The sequence below is a fragment of the Streptomyces sp. NPDC020731 genome (genome assembly GCF_044334705.1).
GTDB lineage: Bacteria > Actinomycetota > Actinomycetes > Streptomycetales > Streptomycetaceae > Streptomyces.
In genome coordinates, this window is record NZ_JBIRTN010000007.1 from 78,522 (window position 1) to 101,840 (window position 23,319).

Below are 23,319 nucleotides of genomic sequence, written 5' to 3' on the forward strand. Positions count from 1 at the left end.
GGGTATGACGCCCGGCGCGCAACCGTCCCCGCACTCTTCACCCCGTCGGAAAGAAGAGATCGCGAGAGGGCGGAACATGAGGCTACGCAGCGGCAAGCGCCAGAAGGCGGACGACCGGCCGGAGGCCCCGGCGACCACACCGGGCACACCCGGTCTCGCCGTCGAACTGCGCGGTGTCCGGCGGCAGTACGGCCGTGGCGCGGGCTCCGTGCACGCCCTCGCGGGCGTCGACCTCGCCCTCCCGCGCGGCACGTTCACCGCGGTCATGGGCCCGTCCGGGTCCGGCAAGTCCACCTTCCTGCAGTGCGCCGCCGGACTCGACCGGCCGTCGGCGGGATCCGTGCGGCTCGGCGGTACGGAGATCACCGGCATGCGCGAGAACGAGCTCACCGAACTCCGCCGCAGCCGCCTCGGCTTCGTCTTCCAGGCGTTCAACCTGCTGCCGTCGCTGACCGTGGAGCAGAACGTCCTGCTGCCCCTGCGCCTGGCCGGACAGCGCCAGGACCGCCGACGGGCGCAGCAGGTGCTCGCGCAGGTCGGGCTCGCCGACAAGGCGCGCCGCCGGCCCGGCGAGCTGTCCGGCGGCCAGCAGCAGCGCGTGGCCGTCGCCCGCGCCCTGGTCACCGGCCCGGACGTGATCTTCGCGGACGAACCCACCGGCGCCCTCGACACCGGCACCGCCGCCGAGGTCCTCGGCCTGCTGCGGAACGCGGTGGACACCCTCGCCGCCACCGTCGTCATGGTCACCCACGACCCGGCCGCGGCCGCCTGGTCCGACCGGGTGCTGTTCCTCGCCGACGGCGCCTTCGCCGACGGTCTGGAGCGCGGTTCGGCGGAGCGGATCGCGGCACGGATGGCCGTACTCACCTCCCGTACGGGCGCGATGGCGGGTGCGGCGGCATGAGGCGCCCCAACGGGCTGGCCCGCGAGGCCGTCCGCTTCAAGCCCGCGTCCTTCGCGGGGACCTTCCTCGCGCTGCTGATGTCCGCACTGATCGTCTCGGCCTGCGGAATCCTGCTCGAGACCGGCGTGCGCGCGACGGTGCCGCCCGAACGGTACGCGAGGACGCCCGTCGTCGTGGCGGCGGACCAGTACGAGTACGTCGTCACGGGCAGCGGTGAGGACCGTGAGAAGGAGGCGGTCCCGCTGCCGGACACCGCACGGGTGGACGCCGGGCTGGCGGCGAGGGCCGCCGAGGCACCGGGTGCGGCCACCGCCGTCCCGGACGTCACCTTCCCGGTGCGCGCGGCGGACGAAGGCGCGGGCCCCGGTGTACGCGAACTGCCCGTTCCGGGCGGTGTGCTCACCGCACACGGGTGGGGTTCGCACACCTTCACCGGCACCGCGCTGACCGCCGGCTCCGCGCCCCGCGAGGGCGAAGTCGTGCTCGACGCGGGTACGGCCCGCGCCGCGAAGGCCGTCGTCGGTGACACCGTCGTGCTGGGGACCGCCGCCGGGCAGCGGGACTTCCGCGTCGCCGGCGTCGCCGACGCCGGATCCGAGGGCACCGCCCGCGACACCGGCGCCGCCGGTGCCCTGGTCTGGTTCACCGACGCCCAGGCCCCCACGCTCGCCGGCCACCCCGGCAAGGCCGACGCCATCGCCGTGGCGGCCGAGCCCGGCACCGATGCCGACGCCCTCGCCGACTCCGTGAAGAAGGCCCTGGCCGGCTCCGGAGCCCAGGTGCACACCGGCGACGACCGCGGTGCCGTCGAGGACCCGGGCCTCGCCTACGCCAAGGACACCCTCTTCGGAATCGGTGGCTCCTTCGGCGGCATCGCCACCCTCGTCGCGATCCTCACCGCGGCCGGGACCGTGACCCTGTCCGTGTCCCAGCGGGCCCGCGAATTCGCGCTGCTGCGCGCCATCGGCGCCACCCCGCGGCAGGTCCGGCGCGCGGTCGCCTCCGAAGCACTGCTCGTCGCGCCGCTCGCCGGGATCGTCGGCTGCCTGCCCGGCATCGGGCTCGCGCACTGGTGGTTCGGACAACTGCGGGACCGCGGCGCGATCCCGCGCGCCGTGGACCTGCACGTCTCCGGGTTCCCCCTCCTCGCCGCCGTCGGCGTGGGACTGCTCACCGCCCTCGCCGCCGGCTGGACGGCCGGGCGCCGGCCCGCAAAGATCAAGCCGGGACAGGCGCTCGCCGAGGCGTCGGTGGAGCGGCTGCGGCCCGGCCTGATCCGCACGATGCTGGGCGTTGCCGCCCTCGTCGGCGGCGGGTTCCTCACCGGCCTCTCCGCGAACTCCACGGGAGGTGACGCGGCCGGCGCCGCCCTCGGCGTCGTCATGCTCCTCATGTTCGCCGTCGCGCTGCTCGGCCCGCTGGTGGCGCGGCTGTGCGCGGGCCTGTTCGGACTCCCGCTGCGGGGCGCGGGCCCGGCCGCCCAGCTCGCGGTCGCCAACTCCCGTACCAACGCCCGCCGTCTCGCCTCCGCGATCACTCCGATCGTCCTCGCCATGGCCTTCGCCTCGACCCTCGTGTTCATGCACACCAGCGAGACCCACGCCGCCGACAAGCAACTGCGCGCGGGCATCACCGCGGACCACGTGGTCACGGACCCGGCCGGACTCCCGGTGGACGCGTCGGCACGGGCCGCCCGCGCACCGGGTGTGGAGGCGGCCGTCGGCCTGCTGAACACGCGGGTGCTGGTGCCCCTCGGCTCCGGCGAGTTCAAGTCACTGCAGGGCGCGGCGACCCAGGGCGTCACCGGCTCCGGTGCCGAGCTCGCGAAGGTGCAGGACCTGGACGTACGCGAAGGCAGTCTCCACCGGCTCGGCGAGGGCCGGATCGCCATCGACAGGACCCTCGCGGACTCGGCGGACGCCGGCGTCGGCGACCGGCTCCCGCTTTACCTCCCCGACGGCACCGAGGCAAACCTCGAGATCGTCGCCGTCTACGGCCGTGGTCTCGGCCTGGCCACGGTGACCATGGACCGGGCGTCCCTGGCCGGGCACGTCACCTCGGGCTTCGACAGCACACTGCTGGTACGGGGCGGCTCGGAGAAGTCGCTCACCGCCCTGGGCGAGGTCACCGACGCCTCCGGCTACGCCACCGAGCGGAACCTCGACGCCGAGCTGGGCGCCTGGACCAACAACACCATGGCCGCGGTCCTCGGCGGCTTCGCCGCCGTCGCCGCCGTCAACACCCTGGTGATGACGGTCCTCGACCGCCGCCGCGAACTGGGCACGCTGCGCCTCGTCGGCTCCACCCGGCGCCAGGTGCTGACGATGCTCGGCTGGGAGAGCCTGCTGGTCTCCACGGCAGGCGTGGTCCTCGGCTCCGCGATCGCCGCGGCCACGCTCATCCCGATGATGCGCGGCACGACCGGCGAGGGGCCGTACGTGCCCCCGCTGGTGTACGGATCCTTCGTGGCCGCCGGCGTCGGCCTGGCACTGCTCGCGGTCACCCTGCCGGCGCGAGCGGCACTGCGCCGCTGGTCGTAGCGCATCCCTCCGGAACGGGAGCCGGCCTCACGCCGGCTCCCGCCCCGTACGACCTCTCACACCGTGGGCCGCAGGACGGCAGCGCCACGCCTGCCGCCCGCCCCCTCACCCGCCCGGCGACGAAAGAAGGCACGTTCATGACCGCAACTCCGGCTCCTCCGGTCCGCATCGGGAAGGCCGCTGTCTGGGCTCTCGGCGTACTGGCACTCTCCACCGGTGCCCTGGAGTCGGTGGTGACGCCGACGCTCCCGCTCCTGCAACGCGAGCTGGACATGAGTCCGGCCGAAGGGGCGTTACTGAGCATCGTGCTCCTCATCACCGGCGCGCTCATCACACCGCTGGCAGGCAAGTTCGGCGACCGTTACGGCGGGAAACGGATCCTGATCCGGCTGATGGCGGTGGTCTGTGCCGGCGGTCTGGTGTCCGCCCTGGCGCCGAACCTGCCCGTGCTGCTGCTCGGCCAGGTACTGCAGGGGGCGATGGTGGGCGCGCTGCCCCTGTCGTTCATCGTGGTGCGCAAACACCTTCCCGCGGGAGAGTCGAAGGTGGCCATCGGGGTGGTCAGCGGACTGTTCGTCGGGGGCGGGATGGTGGGCATGCTGTCGGCCGGACCCGTGGCGGAAGCGCTCTCCCGGCACTGGATGTTCGCGCTGCCGACGATCGCGGTCGTCGGGGCCACCCTGCTGGTGAACCGGCTGATGCCGGACGATCCACCGGGCCGGTCGGACGACGCCGGGATCGACTGGCCCGGCCTGCTCCTGCTGAGCGGGACGCTGGTCACGCTCATGCTCGTCCTCGCGCTGGCGCCCGACCTCGCCTCGCAGCCGCTCGTGCTCTGCGCCCTCGTCGTGGCTCTGGCCGCCTTCGTCACCGGATGGGTGGCCGTCGAACGGCGTGCGGCCGCGCCGATGATCGACCTGCGCATGCTGACACGGCCCGCGATGTGGAAGTCGTGTGTGCTGACGTTCGTGATATGCCTCGGTACCTCGATGGGGGTCTATCTCGTTCCGCAGCTGCTCGACGAGACCGGCGACGGGCACGGATTCGGGGCCAGTGCCACCGAGATCGGCTTCTTCCTGCTGCCCGGCGCCATCGCCGCGACGCTGGCCGGGCCGCTCGGTGGGATCGGGGACCGGCGTTTCGGCTCGCGTGCCGTGGTCACCGCCGGAGTCGTCGTCATGGCCGCCTCCCTGGTCGCCCTGGCAGCCGTACACACCGAGGTCTGGCACCTCGTCGTCGGCAAGACGCTGATCGCGCTGGCCAACGGCCTGTGCGTCACGGCGATGATGACCAGCACCGCCACAGCCGTCGACCGGAGTGACACCGGCATCGCCACCGGCCTGATCCTGGTGAGCCGCGTGCTCGGCTACGCCGTGGGCGGGCAGCTCGGTGGTGCGCTCCTCACCGCCGGGACCTCTTCCGGGTCCGACGTCGCGGCCGAATCGGCCTACGTCACCGGCTTCGTCATAGCCGGCGCCGTCACGGCGCCGGCCCTGCTTGTCACCCGCACCATGAGCAAAGGAGTCAAGGCATGAAGCGCACCGATCAGCCGGCAGGTACCCGTACCGCGCCGAGGCGCAGGGTCCTGATATCGGGGGCCGGCATCGCGGGTCCCGCCCTCGCGTTCTGGCTGAACCGCTACGGATACGCGGTCACGGTGGTCGAGAAGGCGCCCACACTCCGTGGCGGTGGTTACCCCGTCGACGTGCGCGGCACCGCACTGGACGTCGTGGCGAGGATGGGGATCCTGCCGCGACTGCGGGACGCGCACATCGACCTGCGCCGGCTGACCTTCCTCGAGGGCGACGGCGGCGAAGTGGCCTCGCTCCACCCGCACAAGGTCACCGGCGGTGTCGCGGGACGGGACCTGGAGGTGCGGCGCGGGGATCTGACCGACGCTCTCTACATGGCGGTCCGTGACGACGTGGAGTTCCTGTTCAACGACTCCATCGCCACCCTCGACCAGTCCGGCCACGGGGTCGACGTCACCTTCCGCGGGGGCGGCAGGCGCACGTTCGACATGGTGTTCGCCGCGGACGGTATGCACTCACGTACCCGGGAGACGCTGTTCGGCCCCGAAGAGCGGTTCCACCACCACCTCGGCTACTGCTTCGCCGTGTTCACCATGCCCAACACCTTCGGCCTCTCCCACGAGACGGTGATGTGGAACGCGCCGGGCAGGGCCGCGGCGCTCTACGCCGTGGGGGACGACGACGAGGTCCACGCCTTCCTGAACTTCGCCCACCCGGAACCGCCGTCGGACACGTTCCGCGACCCGGAAGCCCAACGGGACCTGGTCGCCTCGGCCTTCGCCGACGCGGGATGGGAGGTCCCGGCCATGATCGCCGCCATGCGCGACGCGGACGACCTGTTCTTCGACGCGGTCGGCCAGATCCGCATGCCCCGCTGGTCCAGCGGCAGGGTCGCGCTGGTGGGCGACGCCGCGTGGGCGCCCTCGTTCCTCACCGGACAGGGCACCAGCCTCGCGCTCGTCGGCGCCTATATGCTCGCCGGCTCCCTGGCCCACCAGGACCACGCCGCGGGCTTCGCCGCCTACGAACACAGCACCCGCGAGTTCGTGACCATGAACCAGGGCCTGGTCGGCAAGGGCGGCGCCACACTCTTCCCGACCACCCCCCAGGCCCTGGAGCAGCGCAACAACAGGCTCCGCGAACTCGGCGCCATCCCCTCCGGGGAGGGACGCCCGGCCCACTCGGCCCTCACCCTGCCCGACCCCATCGGGGACAGCCTCGGGAACGGTTGACATCCCGACGCGGCGGTTGCGTGGCCGCTGCTGAGAGGATGCGGCCGGCCTCCGTCGGGGCCGGCTTCCCGCTCCGGTCGCCGTACGAGGCCGTCAGGACCGGCTGCCCGGTGACCGGCTCTTCCTCCCGTCGCGTGGGCGGGGAAGGAGCCGGCAGCGCCGAAAGACGCGAACGCGCCGCTCAGGGTCCATCCCCTCAGCACTCGATGATGTTCACCGCGAGCCCGCCGCGGGCCGTCTCCTTGTACTTGACCGACATGTCCGCGCCGGTTTCCTTCATCGTCTTGATGACCTTGTCCAGGGACACCTTGTGGGAGCCGTCGCCGCGCATCGCCATCCGGGCCGCCGTGACGGCCTTCACCGCGGCCATGCCGTTGCGCTCGATGCACGGGATCTGGACCAGGCCGCCGACGGGGTCGCAGGTCAGGCCGAGGTTGTGCTCCATGCCGATCTCGGCGGCGTTCTCCACCTGCTCGGGGGAGCAGCCCAGCACCTCCGCGAGGGCGCCCGCCGCCATCGAGCAGGCGGAGCCGACCTCGCCCTGGCAGCCGACCTCGGCACCGGAGATCGAGGCGTTCTCCTTGAAGAGCATGCCGATCGCGCCGGCCGCCAGCAGGAAGCGGACCACGCCCTCCTCGTCGGCGCCGGGCACGAAGTTCATGTAGTAGTGCAGGACGGCCGGGATGATCCCCGCCGCGCCGTTCGTCGGTGCCGTGACGACCCGCCCGCCGGCCGCGTTCTCCTCGTTCACGGCCATGGCGTACAGCGTGATCCACTCCATGGCGAGCGCCTGCGGGTCGCCTTCGGAGCGCAGCTTGCGCGCGGTGTTCGCGGCACGCCGCCGCACCTTCAGACCGCCCGGCAGGATGCCCTCGCGGGACATGCCCCGGTCGACGCACGCCCGCATCACGCGCCATATCTCCAGCAGCCCCTCGCGGATCTCCTCCTCGCTCCGCCAGGCGCGCTCGTTCTCCAGCATCAGCGCGGAGATGGACAGGCCGGTCTCCTTCGTCAGGCGCAGCAGCTCGTCGCCCGTGCGGAAGGGGTACTTCAGGACCGTGTCGTCCAGCACGATGCGGTCCGCGCCCACCGCGTCCTCGTCCACGACGAAACCGCCGCCGACCGAGTAGTACGTCTTGGTCAGCAGCTCCGTGCCGGAGGCGTCGTACGCCCACAGGGTCATGCCGTTGGCGTGGTACGGGAGCGCCTTGCGGCGGTGCAGCACCATGTCGTCGTCGAAGGAGAACGCGATCTCGTGCTCGCCGAGCAGCCGGATCCGGCCACCTTCCTTGATCTTCTCCACCCGCTCGTCGGCCGACTCCACGTCCACCGTGCGCGGCGAGTCGCCCTCCAGGCCCAGCAGCACCGCCTTGGGCGTGCCGTGGCCGTGACCGGTGGCGCCCAGGGAGCCGTACAGCTCCACCCGGACCGAGGCGACCGGGTCCAGCAGGTCCTCGTTGCGCAGCCGCCGGGCGAACATGCGGGCCGCCCGCATCGGGCCGACCGTGTGCGAGCTGGACGGGCCGATGCCGATCGAGAAGAGATCGAAGACCGAGATGGCCACGGGAGGACTCCTAAGGGTTCGGCGGACGACGCTGTCCACCGGGAAGGGGTGGTTCAGGGAATCTGAGGACCGGAAGAGGGATCGTTCATGCGGCGGGCATGGTGCGGGGCACCGCGCCCACTGACCCAGTGTGCGCGATGCCCCTGATGTCCGTACGTGTGAAAGCGTACGAAACTACTGCAGACCGGGGTACAGCGGATGCTTCGCGGCGAGTGCCGTCACCCGGGCCCGGAGCGCCTTCACGTCGAAGGACGGCTTCAGCGCCTCGGCGATCACGTCCGCGACCTCGGCGAAGTCCTCGGTCGTGAAGCCGCGGGTGGCCAGGGCGGGCGTGCCGATGCGCAGACCCGAGGTGACCATCGGCGGGCGCGGGTCGTTCGGGATCGCGTTGCGGTTGACGGTGATGCCGACCTCGTGGAGGCGGTCCTCGGCCTGCTGTCCGTCCAGCTCCGAGTTCCGCAGGTCCACCAGGACCAGGTGCACGTCCGTGCCGCCGGACAGCACGTCCACGCCCACGGCCTTGACGTCGTCCTCGACCAGCCGCTCGGCCAGGATGCGGGCGCCCTCCAGGGTACGGCGCTGGCGCTCCTTGAAGTCCTCGGTGGCGCACACCTTGAAGGCGACCGCCTTGGCGGCGATCACATGCTCCAGCGGACCGCCCTGCTGACCGGGGAACACCGCGGAGTTGATCTTCTTGGCCAGCTCGGCCGTGGAGAGGATCACACCGCCGCGCGGGCCGCCGAGGGTCTTGTGCGTGGTGGTGGTCACGACGTGGGCGTGCGGCACCGGGTTCGGGTGCAGACCCGCGGCCACCAGACCGGCGAAGTGCGCCATGTCGACCATGAGGTACGCGCCGACCTCGTCGGCGATCCGGCGGAACGCGGCGAAGTCCAGCCGGCGCGGGTACGCCGACCAGCCGGCCACGATCAGCTTCGGCTTGTTCTCCTTGGCGAGGCGCTCGACCTCGGCCATGTCGACCTGGCCGTCGTCGCCGACGTGGTACGCGACGACGTTGTACAGCTTGCCGGAGAAGTTGATCTTCATGCCGTGGGTCAGGTGCCCGCCGTGCGCGAGGTTCAGACCCATGATCGTGTCACCGGGCTTGAGCAGCGCGAACATCGCGGCGGCGTTGGCCTGCGCGCCCGAGTGCGGCTGCACGTTGGCGTGCTCGGCGCCGAAGAGCTCCTTGACCCGGTCGATCGCGATCTGCTCGATCACGTCGACGTGCTCGCAGCCGCCGTAGTAGCGGCGGCCGGGGTAGCCCTCGGCGTACTTGTTGGTGAGGACCGAGCCCTGGGCCTCCATGACCGCGACCGGGGCGAAGTTCTCCGAGGCGATCATCTCGAGGGTGGACTGCTGACGGTGCAGTTCGGCGTCGACCGCGGCGGCCACCGCCGGGTCGAGCTCGTGCAGGGGCGTGTTCAGAACGGACATGCGGTTACGGACTCCTCAGCCGGCGATCTCGGCGTCGTACTCGGCGGCGGAGAGCAGATCGGCCGGCTCCTCCGCGACGCGCACCTTGAACAGCCAGCCGCCCTCGAAGGGGGCGGAGTTCACCAGCGACGGGTCGTTCACCACGTCCTCGTTGACCTCGGTGATCTCGCCGGTGACGGGGCAGTACAGGTCGCTGACCGACTTGGTCGACTCCAGCTCGCCGCAGGTCTCGCCCGCGGTCACGCCGGCACCGACCTCGGGGAGCTGGACGAAGACCACGTCGCCGAGCGCGTTGGCCGCGTGCTCCGTGATGCCGACCGTCGACACGCCGTCCTCGGCGGCCGACAGCCACTCGTGCTCCTTGCTGTAACGCAGCTGCTGGGGGTTGCTCATGGCCTGAATTCTCCTGTACGCGGGGGACTGCTGATGACTGAGGGAACTGCGTGCGGCGCAGGTGGGCAGGCACGACGTGCCCACCTCACGCGCGGGAACCGCCTACGACGGTGTCACTTCCGCCGCTTGTAGAACGGCAGCGCCACGACCTCGTACGGCTCGTGGCTGCCGCGGACGTCCACGCCGACACCCTCGGTGCCCGGCGCCGCGTGCGCCGCGTCGACGTACGCCATCGCGATCGGCTTGCCCAGCGTGGGGGAGGGCGCGCCGGAGGTGACCTCGCCGACCACCTCGCCGCCGGCCACGACCGCGTACCCGGCACGCGGGACCCGGCGGCCCTCGGCGACCAGGCCGACCAGGACCCGCGGCGGCTCGGCGACGGCACGCTCGGCGGCCTCGGCGAGCGCCGCACGGCCCACGAAGTCGCCCTCCTTCTCGAACTTCACCACCCGGCCGAGACCGGCGTCGAAGGGCGTGAGGCCGGTGGTCAGCTCGTGCCCGTACAGCGGCATGCCGGCCTCCAGGCGGAGCGTGTCCCGGCAGGACAGGCCGCAGGGGACCAGGCCGGCGCCCTCGCCCGCCTTGGTCAGCGCCTGCCACAGCTCGACCGCGTGCTCCGGCTTCACGAACAGCTCGAAGCCGTCCTCGCCGGTGTAGCCGGTACGGGCGATGAGCGCGGGGAGACCGGCGACCGTGCCGGGCAGACCGGCGTAGTACTTCAGGCCGTCCAGGTCGGCGTCGGTGAGCGAGGCGAGGATGCCGGGGGACTCGGGTCCCTGCACGGCCAGCAGCGCGTAGGCGTCGCGGTCGTCGCGGACCTCGGCGTCGAAGCCGGCCGAGCGCTCCTGGAGGGCGTCCAGGACCACCTGGGCGTTGGAGGCGTTGGCGACCACCATGTACTCGGTGTCGTCCAGCCGGTAGACGATGAGGTCGTCCAGGATGCCGCCGTCCTCGCGGCAGATCATGGTGTAGCGGGCGCGGCCGGGCTTGACGCCGCCGATGTTGCCGACCAGGGCGTGGTCGAGGAGCGCGGCGGCCCCCGGGCCGGTGACGGTGATCTCGCCCATGTGCGAGAGGTCGAAGAGGCCGGCCCTCGTGCGGACGGCGTTGTGCTCGTCGCGCTCGGAGCCGTAGCGCAGGGGCATGTCCCAGCCGGCGAAGTCGGTCATCGTGGCGCCGAGCGAACGATGCAGGGCGTCGAGCGCGGTCCGGCGGGGTTCGGTACTGCTCATCGGTCGGTCTCCCAAGGCGATGGGGGAAGGCGAGGGCGTTTCCTCCCCATCTGTCATCGGAACCTGAGAGGTTCGCCATGACCGCCCACGCAGGGGGCGTCCTGGCTTGCACCGTGGGTGGAGCCGCCGGAGCGCTGCTGCACGCTCTTCGGTGGCCCGCTTTTCAGATGTGCCTCGCCCGCGCGGTAACGGGGCCTGAGAGATTCAAGGGAGGGACTTGCTCCTTCGGCGCCCCGGCGGCAAACGGTGCCAGGGACTCTCCCGCGCGGATTCAAACGGCCGGTATGCAGTTGGCGCGCCCATCATTGCACGCATCGCGGGGGCGTGGCAGGGGGACCCTTCCCAGGGGGTGCGCAGGGTGTGCGGGCGCCGTCACAGGGTGCTGTGACACGCCTGTTTCAGGAAACGGACGGAAACGACAGACACCCGGCATTACCTTCTCTTTACACTCGGCGGGGATCGGTACTCGTACCCGGCCCCAGGGGAGGACGATCACGGTGAACAGGACCACGGCGTGCGCCACCACCACGGGCGTCACGCTGCCCCAGCAGCCGGCCGCCCAGGCCCGTCGGGCCCGCGGCGCGCTGCCGGCGCCCGTAGTCCGCGATCTGCGCGCACGGGCCGGCCGCAGCCCGCGCGCCCTGATCTTCGGGCCCCGGGACGTCGTCGTGGTCACCGGGTTGCCGGGCAGCGGCAAGTCCACGCTGATGCGGCGCACGGTGCGCGGCACCCGCGTCGACTCCCAGGACACCCGGGACCGCTGGGACCGCCGCATGCCGCGCTTCCTGCCGTACGCGGTCTACCGCCCGCTGGTCCGCCTCGCCCACTACGCCGGACTGCGCCGCGTGCTGCGGACCGGCGGGCCGGTCGTCGTCCACGACTGCGGTACACAGGCCTGGGTGCGCCGCTGGCTGGCCCGCGAGGCCCGCCGCCGGGGCGCGAGCCTGCATCTGCTGCTGCTCGACGTCACCCCGCAGCAGGCCCTGGCCGGCCAGCGCGAACGCGGGCGCGGTGTCTCCCGGTACGCGTTCCTGCGCCACCGCACGGCGAGCGAGCGGCTGCTGCGCTCGGTGGAGCGGGGCGCGCTGACGGCGGGCGCGGGTTCGGCGGTCCTGCTCGACCGGGACGCGGCGGACGCGCTGCGCCGGATCGGCTTCACGGGCTGACCGGTAGCCTTTCCAGCCACAGCAGCGGTTCCAGGCAGCAGGCGGTAGGCAGATGGACTTCCCGGCGGACTTCCCGGCACAGACGCACCCCCATCCGCACGGAGGATGGCCCGGCAACGAACTGGAGGAGGTGCTCTCCGCCTCCCTCGGCGTCCCCTCGGCGGGCGGCAGGATCGTCGAGGTGCTGGGCCGCAGCTTCGTCTGGGTCCCGCTGCCGAACGGCGGCGGCCCGGACAGCGGCCCGCTGGACCTGCCCACCATGGAGATCGACGGCCAGGCCCACGTCCCCGTCTTCAGCTCCGAGGAGCAGTTCCGCCAGGTCGTCGGCTCCCACATGCCGTACACGATCGCGCCCGCCGTGGAGTTCGCCCGCGGCCTGCCGCCGCAGGCCGGGATCGCGGTGAACCCCGGCGGCGTGGTCGGCCTCCCGCTGCCGCCGCCGGCCGTCGCCGAACTGTGCCGGGCCGGACGCACCCCGCTGGACGGCCCGGCGGCCGGCGGCCGGGTCCGGCTGTTCGAGCCCGACTGGCAGGACGACCCGCTGGACTTCCTCGCCGCCGCCTCGGCGGAGTTCGACTCCCTCGGCGTGGTGACCACCGCCCGCCGCTGCCTCGCCGCGATCGAGACGGCCGACCCGGTCCTCTTCATCGGCGTGGAACTCTCCCAGTGGGAGGGCGACGCCCGCGCCCTCCCACTGAACGCCCTGGGCCGGGCCCTCGGCCGAACCCCGGCCCCCTGGCCGGTCAACCTCATCGTCCTGGACATCACCCAGGACCCGGTGGGCGACTGGCTCCGCACCAGGGTCAACCCCTTCTACCAACGCGCGCTGTAAACCCCCCAGGGGCGCGGGGCCGTACCGATGTGCGGCTCCGCCGCGTGGGCGCGAACAGCCACAACGCGTCCGCACCCGCCGGACGACGCACGGCCCCGGGCTCTTCCGCGCTCGCCGCACGGCAGCCCGCCGCACGGCGTCGGCTTAAGCTAGGTTCGTTGGCCGGCGAGGTACGGAGGGGCGATACAAGTGAGCGCTGGCACCGCGGCGGCCGGACAGGTCGAGCACATGCTGCGCCAGGTGACGCCCGGGCGTTACGACGCGTATGAGGCGTTGCTGCGTGCTCTCGCGGCCCCCGCCTCCGGCCAGGTCTGGATGCTGCTCTGGCACGGCCAGGCCGGCTCCCCGGACGCCCAGTACGGAAACATGGAGGTCGAGGGCTTCGGCTACGCGCCCTGCGTCACCTCCGCCCAGGAGCTGTCCGCCAGCGGCTGGAACCGGTCGTACGAGGTGGTCGACGGCCTCGAAGTGGCCCGCGCGCTCTACCCCGACCACTACGGGCTCTGGCTCAATCCGCACGCTCCCGGCGGCGGCGTCGGCATCCCCTGGCTGGACCTGCGCCGGATCGCCGGCGGCCTGGACCGCCAGCCCGCCGGACCGCTGCGGTTGTCCGAACCGGCCATCGAGATCCCTCAGTTCTACGCCCTCCTCGCGCAGAACGCCCACCGCACCCCGGCCGTCCGCGCCCTGCGCCGCGCCTGGGTGCAGCCCGCGCTGGGAGCCCCGTACCTCGCCGTCGGCCTGGACGTGTACGACACCTCCCCGCCCGCCGTGGACGCCGTACGCGCGATGATGCGGCAGTCCCTCGGCGCGGTCCCGGACGGACTGCCCGTGTCGACCGTCGCGATGTCCGACGAGCACGACCCGGTCGCGATGTGGCTGCGCGCCAACTCCCGCCCGTTCTACGACCGCGAGGCCCACGGCGCCGTGCCGTCCCCCGCCGCGGCCTACGGCTACCCGCCCGCGCACCGGGGCTGACCGGCCCGGACGCCAGCTGTGCTGACGAGCCGTCACGGTCCACGGAGTGGACCGGGGCACGAGCCGGAACCGACGCGTCCGCCCGGCCCGCCGCGCACCGCTGATTTCTCGCCACATTTTCGGCCATGCGCGCTCAGCGATCGTCCGTTGACCGCCCGTCACCTGCGGTTTCACCCGTTCTTCACGTCGTGCGGCGCCACCTGGGCGACCGTCGGAACGGCGCTTCTGTGTCCGGCGGGTTAAATCCTGACGGGGGGACGCCTGAACCGTCCCTTATGTCAACTGTTCAGATCTCAGGTAGGTATCACCGCTATCCGGACTGTTCCTGACACCCTTCGATCGTCTGTAGTGTTCGGCCGGTCAAGATGCATCCACATAGCGGACCCGGAGTGGCCCCAATATGCGCATATTCAAGTCCCGAGCCGCTCGGGCGATCACGGCCGCGGTGGCGGTCGGTCTGATCGCCACGGGCTGCTCCAGTGAACGGGACGCTGACAACGAAAGCGGCGGCGGCGACAAGGACACCTTCGTCTTCGCCGGTGCAGGTGACCCGGGTTCCCTGGACCCTGCCCTCGCGAGCGACGGTGAAACCTTCCGTGTGACGCGTCAGGCGTTCGAGGCCCTGCTCGAGCACGAGTCCGGCGGCACCAAGCTGGTGGGTGGCCTCGCCGAGACCTGGTCGAGCAACGACGAGGGCACCGTCTGGACCTTCAACCTCCGCAAGGGCGTGAAGTTCCACGACGGCGAGGCGTTCAACGCCGCGGCCGTCTGCGCCAACTACGACCACTGGTTCAACTGGACGGGCACCTACCAGTCCAGCGCGGTCTCCTACTACTGGCAGACCATCATGGGCGGCTTCGCGAAGAACGAGGACAAGGAAACGCCCGAGGCGAACTACAAGTCCTGCACCGCGAAGGACGACAACACCGCCGTCATCGAGGTCAAGGAGCCCTCCGCCAACCTCCCCGGCGGCTTCTCCCTCCAGGCCCTGGCGATCCACTCGCCGAAGGCCCTCAAGGAGTACGCGAAGGAGGAGGCGACCGCCAAGGGCGACGCCATCACGTACCCCAAGTACAGCCAGGAGGCCGGCACGGTCGCCGGTACCGGCCCGTACAAGATCACGAAGTGGAACAAGGGCAACAAGGAAGTCACCCTTGAGCGCTTCGACGACTACTGGGGTGACAAGGCCAAGATCAAGAACCTGGTCTTCCGCACCATCGACACCGAAGAGGGCCGCCGCCAGGCGCTCCAGGCCGGTGACATCGACGGCTACGACCTCGTCGCCCCGGCCGACGTGAAGACCCTCGAGGACGAGGGCTACGTCGTCCCGACCCGTGGCGTCTTCAACCTCTTCTACGTGGGCATGAGCCAGGAGGCCAACAAGGCCCTCAAGAAGAAGGAAGTCCGCCAGGCGATCGCGCAGGCGATCGACAAGGAGAACCTGGTCAAGACCCAGCTGCCCGAGGGCGGCAAGGTCGCCGACCAGTTCATGCCGGACACCATCGCGGGCTACTCCAAGAACGTCAAGAAGTACCCGTACGACACCGCCGCGGCCAAGGGACTCCTCAAGAAGGCCGGTGAGGAGAAGCTCAAGGTCGAGTTCTGCTACCCGACCGAGGTCACCCGCCCGTACATGCCTGCCCCGCAGGACCTGTTCGAGCTGATGAAGGCCGACCTGGAGAAGGCCGGCATCACCGTCACGCCGAAGGCCATGAAGTGGGCCCCGGACTACATCGACGCCACCGAGGCGGGCTCCTGCGACCTGCACATGCTCGGCTGGACCGGTGACTTCAACGACGGCTACAACTTCATCGGCACCTGGTTCGCCGGGTACGACAAGCAGTGGGGCTTCAAGGACAAGAAGGTCTTCGACGCCGTGAACGCCGGCTCGAAGCTGGGCAAGGCCGAGGAGCGCGTCGCCGCGTACGAGAAGGCCAACGAGGCCATCATGGAGTACCTCCCCGGTGTTCCGATCTCGTCCTCCCCGCCGGCCATCGCCTTCGCCAAGAACGTGAACCCGCCGAACGTCTCCCCGCTGACGCAGGAAGTCTTCTCGGAGACCTCCTTCAAGTAGGCGAGCAGCGGTAGGAAACCGAAACGGGGGGTCCGCCCGGTCGTCGCAACTCGGCGGCCGGGCGGGTCCATTCATGTAAGACATCACGTAAGAAAGGGGCATGCGGGGTGCTGCGTCTCGTCGTACGAAGACTGCTCCAGCTCATACCCACGCTGCTCGGCCTGTCGGTTCTGCTCTTCCTGTGGCTCGACCGTCTGCCCGGTGGACCCGCCTCAGCGATCCTGGGGGAGAAGGCCACCGAGGCCGAAGTGGCGCGCATCAACCGCGCGCTCGGGCTCGATCAGCCCGTTTACGTCCAGTACTGGCGTTTCCTGAAGCGGATCGCCGAACTCGACCTGGGCACCTCCACCCAGACCGGACAGCCGGTGTGGGACGAGTTCGTCCTGCGCTTCCCCGCGACCGTGGAGCTGTCCCTCCTCGCGATCCTCATCGCCGTGGTCGTCGGTGTCCCGCTCGGCTACTTCGCGGCCCGCAACCGCGGTGGCTGGCTCGACGTCAGCGCGGTCTCCGGCTCGCTCATCGGCATCTGCATCCCGGTCTTCTTCCTCGCGCAGATCCTCAAGGGCCTCTTCGCAGTCAATCTCCACATCTTCCCGGCCTACGGACGCCAGGAAACCGGTATCAACGCCACCGACGTGACCGGTTTCGCCACCCTGGACGGCATCCTCACCGGGGAGTTCGACGCCACCCTGGACGCGCTCCACCACCTGGTCCTGCCGTCCATCGCACTGGCGACCATTCCGCTCGCGGTGATCGTGCGCATGACCCGCGCCAGCATCCTGGAGGTGCAGGACGAGGACTACGTGCGCACCGCCGAGGCCAAGGGCCTCAAGCGGAGCGTCATCCGCAGCCGGCACGTGCTGCGCAACGCGCTGCTCCCCGTGGTGACCGCGGTCGGTCTGCTCACGGGCTCCCTGCTGTCCGGCGCCGTCCTGACCGAGTCCGTGTTCTCCTTCGGTGGCATCGGCTCCTTCATCCGGACCGCGATCGACGGCCGCGACTACCCCGTGCTCGTCGGTTTCATCATGTTCATCGCGCTGATATACGTCCTGATCAACCTGTTGGTGGACCTCGCGTACAGCCTCATCGACCCGAGAGTGCGGGTGCACTGACATGAGTGTCGCCACCAAGACCGACAAGATCCAGCGCCTCGCCGAACTGGCCGCGACCAAGGAGACCAGCACCGGCGCCAGCCTGTGGCGGGAGGCGTTCCGACGCCTCAAGCGCAGCAAGATGGCGATCGTCGGCGCGGTCGTCATCGCCCTGTTCGTCGTCCTCGCGATCGTCGGGCCCTACGTCGCCCCGTTCTCCCCGACCGCCCAGACCTGGCGCGGCGAGGTCTTCCCCAACCGCGGTGAGTTCGTCGGCATGCGCGGCGAGAACTGGTTCGGTCTCGACCACCTCGGCCGGGACATGTTCTCCCGCATGCTGGTCGGCGCCCGCCAGACGCTGCTCGTCGGCGTCGTCGCCACACTGATCGGCCTGATCACCGGCTTCCTGATCGGGGGCCTCGCCGGCGCCTTCGCCACCCTCGGCGGTGAGACCGGCAAGCGCGTCGACTCCCTCATCATGCGCTTCATCGACATCATGCTGGCGATGCCCTCGCTGCTGCTGGCCGTGTCCATCGCCGCGGTCATGGGTCAGTCACTGACCACCGTGATGATCGCCGTCGGTGTCGTCCAGATCCCGGTGTTCGCCCGGCTGCTGCGCGGCTCCATGCTCGCTCAGGGCAACGCGGAGTACGTGCTCGCGGCCCGGTCCCTCGGTGTGCGCAAGCGGCGCATCGTCCTCTCGCAGATCATTCCCAACTCGCTCAGCCCGGTGATCGTGCAGGCCACGCTCTCCCTGGCCACCGCGATCATCGAGGCCGCCGCCCTGTCCTACCTGGGCCTCGGCAACCCCGACCCGGCCATCCCCGAGTGGGGCGTCATGCTCACCCAGGCGCAGCGCTTCTTCGACAACGAACCGATGATGGCGGTCTATCCCGCGGTCGGCATTGTCATCACCGCCCTCGGCTTCACCCTCCTCGGCGAGGCCATGCGGGAAGCCCTCGACCCGAAGCTGAGGGGCTGAACCACCATGTCTCTGCTCAATGTCGACGAACTGACCATCACCTTCGGCGGCCGCGGCCGCAAGGAGTCCCGGGCGGTCGACGGCGTCTCCTTCGAGGTCGACCAGGGCCAGGTCGTGGGCCTGGTCGGCGAGTCCGGCTGCGGAAAGTCCGTCACCTCCCTGGCCCTGATGGGCCTGCTGCCCCACAAGGGCGTCACCATCGGCGGCCGCGCCGAGTTCGACGGCACGGACCTGTTCACCATGAACCCGTCCGCCCGCCGCGACCTGCGCGGCAGCGAAATGGCGATGATCTTCCAGGACCCGCTGTCCTCGCTCAACCCGGTCGTACCGATCGGCGTGCAGGTCACCGAGATCCTGGAGCGCCACCGCGGACTGAAGGGCGAGGCCGCCCGCAAGGAGGCCGCCCATCTGCTGGACCGGGTCGGCATCCCCGACCCGACCCGGCGGCTCAAGGAGTACCCGCACCAGCTCTCCGGCGGTATGCGCCAGCGTGCGCTGATCGCCATGGCGGTGGCCTGCGCCCCCCGTATGCTCATCGCCGACGAGCCCACCACGGCCCTCGACGTGACGATCCAGGCGCAGATCCTGGAGCTGCTCAAGGAACTGGTGGACCAGGAGGGCACCGCCCTGCTGATGATCACCCACGACCTCGGCGTGGTCGCCGGCCTCTGCGACCAGGTCAACGTGCTCTACGCGGGCAAGACCGTGGAGTCCGCGGGGCGCCGCGAGCTGTTCGGCCACCCGACCCACCCCTACGCGCACGGACTGCTGGGCTCCATCCCGCGTCTGGACGCTCCCCGGGGCGAACCCCTCACCCCCATCCGGGGCTCCATCAACGACCGCATCGCCTGGGCCGACGGCTGCGCCTTCGCGCCCCGCTGCGACCGGTACGAGATGGGCTGCCTGACCGGCACCCCGCAGCTCACCGAGCCCCGCGCGGCCGGCCACCAGGTGCGGTGCGTCAACCCCGTACTCGACGACGCGAAGGCCGAGGAGGTCACCGCATGAGCCTGCTCGAACTGGACGGCGTCAAGGTCCACTTCCCCATCAAGAAGGGCATCTTCGTCGACCGCACGGTCGGTCACGTCTACGCCGTGGACGGGGTGTCCCTGAAGGTGGAGGCCGGCGAGACCTACGGTCTGGTCGGCGAGTCCGGCTGCGGCAAGACCACCCTCGGGCGGTCCGTGCTGCGGCTGGTGGACATCACCGAGGGGTCCGTCGTCCTCGACGGCACCGACCTGGCGAAGCTGCCCGGCGAGGAGATGCGCCGCTTCCGGCGCCGGCTCCAGATGGTCTTCCAGGACCCGCTGGGCTCGCTCAACCCCCGGCAGAACATCGAGTCGATCCTGTCCGAGGGCATGGTCGCCCACGGCATCGGCAAGGACCAGGAGGAGCGCCGGGAGAAGATCAAGTCGATCCTGGACAAGGTCGGCCTGCCCTCCAACGCGCTCGCCCGCTACCCGCACGAGTTCTCCGGCGGTCAGCGCCAGCGCATCGGCATCGCCCGCGCCCTCGTCCTCGAACCCGACGTGATCATCTGCGACGAGCCGGTCTCCGCGCTCGACGTGTCGGTCCAGGCGCAGGTCATCAACCTGCTGGACGAGCTCCAGGAGGAACTCGGCCTGACCTATGTGGTGATCGCCCACGACCTCGCGGTGGTCCGGCACATCTCCGACACGATCGGCGTGATGTACCTGGGTTCGCTGGTCGAGGAGGCACCGAGCGACGCGCTGTACGCCGAGCCGAAGCACCCGTACACCAAGGCCCTGATGTCGGCCGTGCCGGTGCCGGACCCGGAGGTGGAGGACAGGCGCGAGCGCATCCTGCTCACCGGTGACCTGCCCTCCCCGGCGAACCCGCCCAGCGGCTGCCGCTTCCACACGCGTTGCCCCTGGGCCCAGGCCGAGCGGTGCGCGACCGAGCGGCCGCAGCTGCGGGACCTCGGCGGCGGCCACCGGGTGGCCTGTCACTTCGCCGAGGAGATCGAGTCGGGGAAGCTGGCGCTGACCCGGCCCACCGGCATCGAGGCCGTCACGGAAACCGAAGACGTGGTGGCCGAGCGGACCGAGGCCGAGGCGGAGGTTCCCGCCGCACTCCTGCCGGCCGACTCGACGACCAAGCCGGACGCCGCGGTGGTCAAGGAGAAGATGCCGACGGCGGCCGACGCCCCGAGCGACCGAACGGCCGACGCGCCCGCGAAGGACCTCGACGCCGCGGCGCCGGACGAGTCCGGCAAGGGTTCGGGCGGGACCGCCTGACCGGCCGCCGTACTTCTCGGGCCTTCGGGCAGCTCCGCTGATCGGTCCGAGGACAGCAAGTCCCCCTCACCCCTCGCCTTGCTTTGCAAGGCGAGGGGTTCTTGCTGGGTGAGAATGTAAAGGTGCTCCAGCAACTGTTCAGTCCGTCCGTCCTGCATACGCTCGACCTGGTCGGCATCTTCGTCTTCGCGATCTCCGGCGCCCTGCTGGCCGTCCGCAAGAACTTCGACGTCTTCGGCATCGCCGTACTCGCCGAGGTCACCGCGCTCGGCGGCGGACTCTTCCGCGACCTGGTCATCGGCGCCGTACCGCCCGCCGCCTTCACGGACCTGGGGTACTTCGTCACCCCGCTGCTCGCCACGGTCCTGGTGTTCTTCCTCCACCCGCACGTGGAGCGCATCCAGACCGGCGTCAACGTGTTCGACGCGGCCGGCCTGGGTCTGTTCTGCGTCGTCGGCACGACCAAGGCGTACGACCACGGCCTCGGCCTGACCGCCTCCGCCTGTCTGGGCCTGGCCACCGCGGTCGGCGGCGGTGTGCTGCGCGACGTGCTCGCCAACGAGGTGCCCTCGCTGCTGCGCTGGGACCGCGACCTGTACGCCGTCCCGGCCGTCGTCGGCGCCGCCCTGACCGCGCTGTGCATCCGCTACGACGTGCTGAACGCGGGGACCAGCAGCCTCGCCGTGCTCACGGCCTTCGTGCTGCGGCTGCTCGCGATGCGCCACCACTGGCGCGCTCCTCGCGCGTGGCACCGCCGTTCGACGGTCCGGGAGGAGTAGTTCCCCGGGCCGTGAGAACAAAGCTACCGCTTAGTATTATCGTCTTGTACTGTTCAGCCATGCCAGAAGCAGCCTCCGCCCAGCCCACCCGGGCCACCATCGGCGCCAGTGAGTTCGACCGCGACACCGCGGTCACCCCGCGCACGCCCGGCGTCTACGACATCGACCTCTCCGCCGGCTGGACGATCATCAACGCCGTCAACGGCGGCTATCTGCTGGCCGTCCTGGGCCGCGCGCTCGCGGACGCCCTGCCGCACTCCGACCCGTTCACCATCTCCGCGCACTATCTGACCGCCTCCCAGCCGGGCCCGGCGGTCGTGCGCACCGAGACCGTGCGCACCGGACGGACCCTGTCGACCGGTCAGGCCTCCCTCTTCCAGGTCGACGAGGAGGGCCGCGAGGTGGAGCGCATCCGCGTGCTCGCCTCCTACGGCGATCTGGACGCCCTACCCGACGACGTCCGTACGACCGCCGAGCCGCCCGGGATACCGCCGATGGAGCAGTGCTTCGGCCCCGAGGACGGTCCCGCCCCGGTCGACGGCAGCTCCGCCATCACCGAGCGCCTGATGCTCAAGCTCGACCCCTCGACCCTGGGATGGGCGCTCGGACAGCCCTCCGGCAAGGGGGAGATGCGAGCCTGGTTCGGTCTCGCCGACGGGCGGGACCCCGACCCGTTCGCACTGCTCCTCGCGGTGGACGCCCTGCCCCCGACCGCCTTCGAGCTGGGCCTGTCCGGCTGGGTCCCGACGGTGGAGCTGACCGTCCACATCCGCTCCCGCCCGGCTCCGGGCCCGCTGCGCGTCTCGATCACCACCCGCAACCTCGCCGGCGGCTTCCTGGAGGAGGACGCCGAGGTCTGGGACAGCGCCGACCGCCTGGTGGCCCAGTCCCGCCAACTGGCCCGAGCCCGTCTGACCTGACACCGGCCCGTCCGGCACCGGTCGGCCCGTCCGGCGTTGCTCAGCCCCTCCGGCGTTCGGGAGCGGGGGGCCGGGGGGGGCGCCCCCGGGGACGGGTGGGGGCGGCGGGGGTGAAGACCCTCACCCGCCCCCACCCGCCCCCTCCAGCCAGTGCGCGCGCCCGATGCCGATCAACCGCAGCCGACGCGTCGCCATCCGGAACACCCGCTCCCGCTCCCGCGCCCCCCTCGCCGGCGCCTCCAGGAACAGCGAAGCGGTGACAAGCATCTGGTCCACGTACAGCTGCGCCAGCATCATCAGATCCTCCTCGCCCCATCCCGCGGACACCGGATCCTGCGCCAACGCCTCCCCCACCTCCACGGCGAACAACGCCAGCTGATCCCGTATCGCCTCCCGCACCGGCTGCACCCCGCCGTGCCGCTCCCGGGCGATGAACCGCACGTGCGCGGGATGCGCGTCGACATGCCCGGCGATCAACCCGATGGCACGCGCGATGCGTTCCTCGCCGTCACCCGTCGTGGACACCGTCGTCCGGATCATCGGATGCAGACTGCCCAACGCCTCCTCGACCAGCGCCACCCCCAGGTCCTCGATGGAACGGAAGTGCCGGTAGAAGGCGGTCGGCGCCACCCCCACCGCACGGGTGACCTCACGCAGCCCCAGGCTGCTCAGGCTCTGCTCCTCCAGCAGCTCCAGCGCCGCGTCGAGCAGCGCCCGCCGTGTCTTCTGCTTCTGGGCCTGCCGGACGCCGAGGGTGTGACTCATGCCATGCAGTCAACAACTGTTCTCTGTCATTGGGAAGCCATGGCCCGCGCTAGGCTGGGAACTCAGTGAACAACTGTAACTACAATCGTTCACCGAACCTGGGGGATCCACTCATGCTGTTCCTCGTCGCGGCGCTTCTGCTGCTGGGCCTCGTCCTGGGCACCGTCGCCCACGCCCCGCTCTCCTTCTCCGTCGTCGCGGGTGCCGTCATCGCCGTATGGCTCGGCGTCTTCGCCCTGCGCGAGCGCCACGGCCGCGGACGCGGCAGCTCGGCACACTGACCCGCGCGAGGCCGTCCGAACCCCGTCCCTCCGACCGTGGGAGCCGATCACCATGCACCTGACCGCACCGGCCGCCCGACGCACCGGTTTCCGTGACGCCGACGGCATGGCCGTCGCGTCCTTCGTCCTCGGCCTGCTGGGCCTGCTCGTCCTCAACGTCTTCCTCGGCCCGACCGCCATCGCGCTGGCGGCCTCGGCGCTGTGGCGGGGCACGGCCCGACGCGGCCGCGCCTTCCTGGGGCTCGGCCTCGGCGTCGCCGACCTCCTCGTCCTCGCCGTGTTCGTCCAGGCGGACGACACGATCTCGTGGAGCTTCTGAGCGGGTGTCGCATCCCGGCCGACCGCGACCCGTGGCCGGTGCG

Annotated in this window: 21 protein-coding genes and 1 riboswitch; of the genes, 16 read left to right on the top strand and 5 right to left on the bottom strand. The window is 71.1% G+C overall.

Annotated features, from left to right (window positions below; genetic code table 11):
• Nucleotides 1-76: 76 nt before the first annotated feature.
• The 4 genes from ACH4VX_RS12580 (at nucleotide 77) to ACH4VX_RS12595 (ending at nucleotide 6,208) form a co-directional block, all read left to right on the top strand.
• Nucleotides 77-904, top strand: coding sequence for an ABC transporter ATP-binding protein (locus ACH4VX_RS12580; RefSeq protein ID WP_398367380.1), 828 nt, complete (start codon nucleotides 77-79; stop codon nucleotides 902-904).
• A complete protein-coding gene (locus ACH4VX_RS12585) occupies nucleotides 901-3,444 on the top strand; it encodes an FtsX-like permease family protein (RefSeq protein ID WP_398367382.1) in 2,544 nt (847 codons plus the stop codon). The genes ACH4VX_RS12580 and ACH4VX_RS12585 overlap by 4 nt, the downstream gene beginning before the upstream one ends.
• 137 nt (nucleotides 3,445-3,581) lie before the next feature.
• Nucleotides 3,582-4,979 carry an MFS transporter gene (locus ACH4VX_RS12590; RefSeq protein ID WP_398367383.1) on the top strand — a complete coding sequence of 466 codons (1,398 nt, stop codon included), beginning with the start codon at nucleotides 3,582-3,584 and terminating at the stop codon, nucleotides 4,977-4,979.
• A complete protein-coding gene (locus tag ACH4VX_RS12595) occupies nucleotides 4,976-6,208 on the top strand; it encodes an FAD-dependent monooxygenase (RefSeq protein WP_398367385.1) in 1,233 nt (410 codons plus the stop codon). The genes ACH4VX_RS12590 and ACH4VX_RS12595 overlap by 4 nt, the downstream gene beginning before the upstream one ends.
• 196 nt (nucleotides 6,209-6,404) lie before the next feature.
• On the opposite strand, the gene ACH4VX_RS12600 is transcribed toward ACH4VX_RS12595, so the two are convergent.
• From ACH4VX_RS12600 to gcvT, 4 genes are all read right to left on the bottom strand, one after another.
• Entirely contained in the window at nucleotides 6,405-7,772 is a 1,368-nt protein-coding gene (locus ACH4VX_RS12600; RefSeq protein ID WP_398367386.1) for an L-serine ammonia-lyase, read from the bottom strand.
• A 174-nt stretch (nucleotides 7,773-7,946) separates the two neighbouring features.
• A complete protein-coding gene (glyA, locus tag ACH4VX_RS12605) occupies nucleotides 7,947-9,206 on the bottom strand; it encodes a serine hydroxymethyltransferase (protein ID WP_398367388.1) in 1,260 nt (419 codons plus the stop codon).
• A gap of 15 nt (nucleotides 9,207-9,221) precedes the next feature.
• Nucleotides 9,222-9,599: a glycine cleavage system protein GcvH gene (gene gcvH, locus ACH4VX_RS12610; protein WP_398367389.1), complete on the bottom strand. Its 378-nt coding sequence runs from the start codon at nucleotides 9,597-9,599 to the stop codon at nucleotides 9,222-9,224.
• A gap of 113 nt (nucleotides 9,600-9,712) precedes the next feature.
• Nucleotides 9,713-10,831, bottom strand: coding sequence for a glycine cleavage system aminomethyltransferase GcvT (gcvT, locus tag ACH4VX_RS12615; RefSeq protein WP_398367390.1), 1,119 nt, complete (start codon nucleotides 10,829-10,831; stop codon nucleotides 9,713-9,715).
• A 173-nt stretch (nucleotides 10,832-11,004) separates the two neighbouring features.
• Nucleotides 11,005-11,105: riboswitch (glycine riboswitch) on the bottom strand.
• A gap of 223 nt (nucleotides 11,106-11,328) precedes the next feature.
• On the opposite strand from gcvT, the gene ACH4VX_RS12620 reads away from it, so the two are divergent.
• From ACH4VX_RS12620 to ACH4VX_RS12665, 10 genes are all read left to right on the top strand, one after another.
• A complete protein-coding gene (locus ACH4VX_RS12620) occupies nucleotides 11,329-11,997 on the top strand; it encodes an AAA family ATPase (protein WP_398367391.1) in 669 nt (222 codons plus the stop codon).
• A gap of 52 nt (nucleotides 11,998-12,049) precedes the next feature.
• Entirely contained in the window at nucleotides 12,050-12,829 is a 780-nt protein-coding gene (locus ACH4VX_RS12625) for an enhanced serine sensitivity protein SseB (RefSeq protein WP_398367392.1), read from the top strand.
• 228 nt (nucleotides 12,830-13,057) lie between these two features.
• Nucleotides 13,058-13,807, top strand: coding sequence for an enhanced serine sensitivity protein SseB C-terminal domain-containing protein (locus ACH4VX_RS12630; protein WP_398367598.1), 750 nt, complete (start codon nucleotides 13,058-13,060; stop codon nucleotides 13,805-13,807).
• 400 nt (nucleotides 13,808-14,207) lie between these two features.
• Nucleotides 14,208-15,881, top strand: a complete 1,674-nt coding sequence (locus tag ACH4VX_RS12635) for an ABC transporter substrate-binding protein (protein ID WP_398367393.1) — start codon at nucleotides 14,208-14,210, stop codon at nucleotides 15,879-15,881.
• A 107-nt stretch (nucleotides 15,882-15,988) separates the two neighbouring features.
• Entirely contained in the window at nucleotides 15,989-16,993 is a 1,005-nt protein-coding gene (locus ACH4VX_RS12640; protein ID WP_398367395.1) for an ABC transporter permease, read from the top strand.
• Between the two features lies 1 nt (nucleotide 16,994).
• Nucleotides 16,995-17,954, top strand: a complete 960-nt coding sequence (locus tag ACH4VX_RS12645) for an ABC transporter permease (protein WP_398367396.1) — start codon at nucleotides 16,995-16,997, stop codon at nucleotides 17,952-17,954.
• Between the two features lie 6 nt (nucleotides 17,955-17,960).
• Nucleotides 17,961-18,962: an ABC transporter ATP-binding protein gene (locus tag ACH4VX_RS12650; RefSeq protein WP_398367397.1), complete on the top strand. Its 1,002-nt coding sequence runs from the start codon at nucleotides 17,961-17,963 to the stop codon at nucleotides 18,960-18,962.
• Complete coding sequence (locus tag ACH4VX_RS12655; RefSeq protein ID WP_398367398.1) at nucleotides 18,959-20,212, top strand: ABC transporter ATP-binding protein; 1,254 nt, start codon at nucleotides 18,959-18,961, stop codon at nucleotides 20,210-20,212. Before ACH4VX_RS12650 ends, ACH4VX_RS12655 begins: the two co-directional genes overlap by 4 nt.
• A gap of 122 nt (nucleotides 20,213-20,334) precedes the next feature.
• Nucleotides 20,335-20,991 (top strand): trimeric intracellular cation channel family protein, encoded by a 657-nt coding sequence (locus ACH4VX_RS12660; RefSeq protein ID WP_398367399.1) that lies wholly within the window; start codon nucleotides 20,335-20,337, stop codon nucleotides 20,989-20,991.
• Nucleotides 20,992-21,050: 59 nt separating this feature from the next.
• Nucleotides 21,051-21,911: a thioesterase family protein gene (locus tag ACH4VX_RS12665; protein ID WP_398367400.1), complete on the top strand. Its 861-nt coding sequence runs from the start codon at nucleotides 21,051-21,053 to the stop codon at nucleotides 21,909-21,911.
• 120 nt (nucleotides 21,912-22,031) lie between these two features.
• On the opposite strand, the gene ACH4VX_RS12670 is transcribed toward ACH4VX_RS12665, so the two are convergent.
• Nucleotides 22,032-22,676 (bottom strand): TetR family transcriptional regulator, encoded by a 645-nt coding sequence (locus ACH4VX_RS12670; protein WP_398367401.1) that lies wholly within the window; start codon nucleotides 22,674-22,676, stop codon nucleotides 22,032-22,034.
• A 113-nt stretch (nucleotides 22,677-22,789) separates the two neighbouring features.
• On the opposite strand from ACH4VX_RS12670, the gene ACH4VX_RS12675 reads away from it, so the two are divergent.
• Nucleotides 22,790-22,957, top strand: coding sequence for a hypothetical protein (locus ACH4VX_RS12675; protein WP_398367402.1), 168 nt, complete (start codon nucleotides 22,790-22,792; stop codon nucleotides 22,955-22,957).
• Between the two features lie 52 nt (nucleotides 22,958-23,009).
• Nucleotides 23,010-23,276, top strand: a complete 267-nt coding sequence (locus ACH4VX_RS12680) for a DUF4190 domain-containing protein (protein ID WP_398367403.1) — start codon at nucleotides 23,010-23,012, stop codon at nucleotides 23,274-23,276.
• Nucleotides 23,277-23,319: the final 43 nt, after the last annotated feature.

What these genes read in the sequence shown, in the direction of transcription:
- ACH4VX_RS12580 (WP_398367380.1), top strand. Translation starts at nt 77, where the DNA reads ATGAGGCTACGCAGCGGCAAGCGCCAGAAGGCGGACGACCGGCCGGAG.
- ACH4VX_RS12585 (WP_398367382.1), top strand. Translation starts at nt 901, where the DNA reads ATGAGGCGCCCCAACGGGCTGGCCCGCGAGGCCGTCCGCTTCAAGCCC.
- ACH4VX_RS12590 (WP_398367383.1), top strand. Translation starts at nt 3,582, where the DNA reads ATGACCGCAACTCCGGCTCCTCCGGTCCGCATCGGGAAGGCCGCTGTC.
- ACH4VX_RS12595 (WP_398367385.1), top strand. Translation starts at nt 4,976, where the DNA reads ATGAAGCGCACCGATCAGCCGGCAGGTACCCGTACCGCGCCGAGGCGC.
- glyA (WP_398367388.1), bottom strand. Translation starts at nt 9,206, where the DNA reads ATGTCCGTTCTGAACACGCCCCTGCACGAGCTCGACCCGGCGGTGGCC.
- gcvH (WP_398367389.1), bottom strand. Translation starts at nt 9,599, where the DNA reads ATGAGCAACCCCCAGCAGCTGCGTTACAGCAAGGAGCACGAGTGGCTG.
- gcvT (WP_398367390.1), bottom strand. Translation starts at nt 10,831, where the DNA reads ATGAGCAGTACCGAACCCCGCCGGACCGCGCTCGACGCCCTGCATCGT.
- ACH4VX_RS12625 (WP_398367392.1), top strand. Translation starts at nt 12,050, where the DNA reads ATGGACTTCCCGGCGGACTTCCCGGCACAGACGCACCCCCATCCGCAC.
- ACH4VX_RS12630 (WP_398367598.1), top strand. Translation starts at nt 13,058, where the DNA reads ATGCTGCGCCAGGTGACGCCCGGGCGTTACGACGCGTATGAGGCGTTG.
- ACH4VX_RS12635 (WP_398367393.1), top strand. Translation starts at nt 14,208, where the DNA reads ATGCGCATATTCAAGTCCCGAGCCGCTCGGGCGATCACGGCCGCGGTG.
- ACH4VX_RS12645 (WP_398367396.1), top strand. Translation starts at nt 16,995, where the DNA reads ATGAGTGTCGCCACCAAGACCGACAAGATCCAGCGCCTCGCCGAACTG.
- ACH4VX_RS12650 (WP_398367397.1), top strand. Translation starts at nt 17,961, where the DNA reads ATGTCTCTGCTCAATGTCGACGAACTGACCATCACCTTCGGCGGCCGC.
- ACH4VX_RS12655 (WP_398367398.1), top strand. Translation starts at nt 18,959, where the DNA reads ATGAGCCTGCTCGAACTGGACGGCGTCAAGGTCCACTTCCCCATCAAG.
- ACH4VX_RS12665 (WP_398367400.1), top strand. Translation starts at nt 21,051, where the DNA reads ATGCCAGAAGCAGCCTCCGCCCAGCCCACCCGGGCCACCATCGGCGCC.
- ACH4VX_RS12670 (WP_398367401.1), bottom strand. Translation starts at nt 22,676, where the DNA reads ATGAGTCACACCCTCGGCGTCCGGCAGGCCCAGAAGCAGAAGACACGG.
- ACH4VX_RS12675 (WP_398367402.1), top strand. Translation starts at nt 22,790, where the DNA reads ATGCTGTTCCTCGTCGCGGCGCTTCTGCTGCTGGGCCTCGTCCTGGGC.
- ACH4VX_RS12680 (WP_398367403.1), top strand. Translation starts at nt 23,010, where the DNA reads ATGCACCTGACCGCACCGGCCGCCCGACGCACCGGTTTCCGTGACGCC.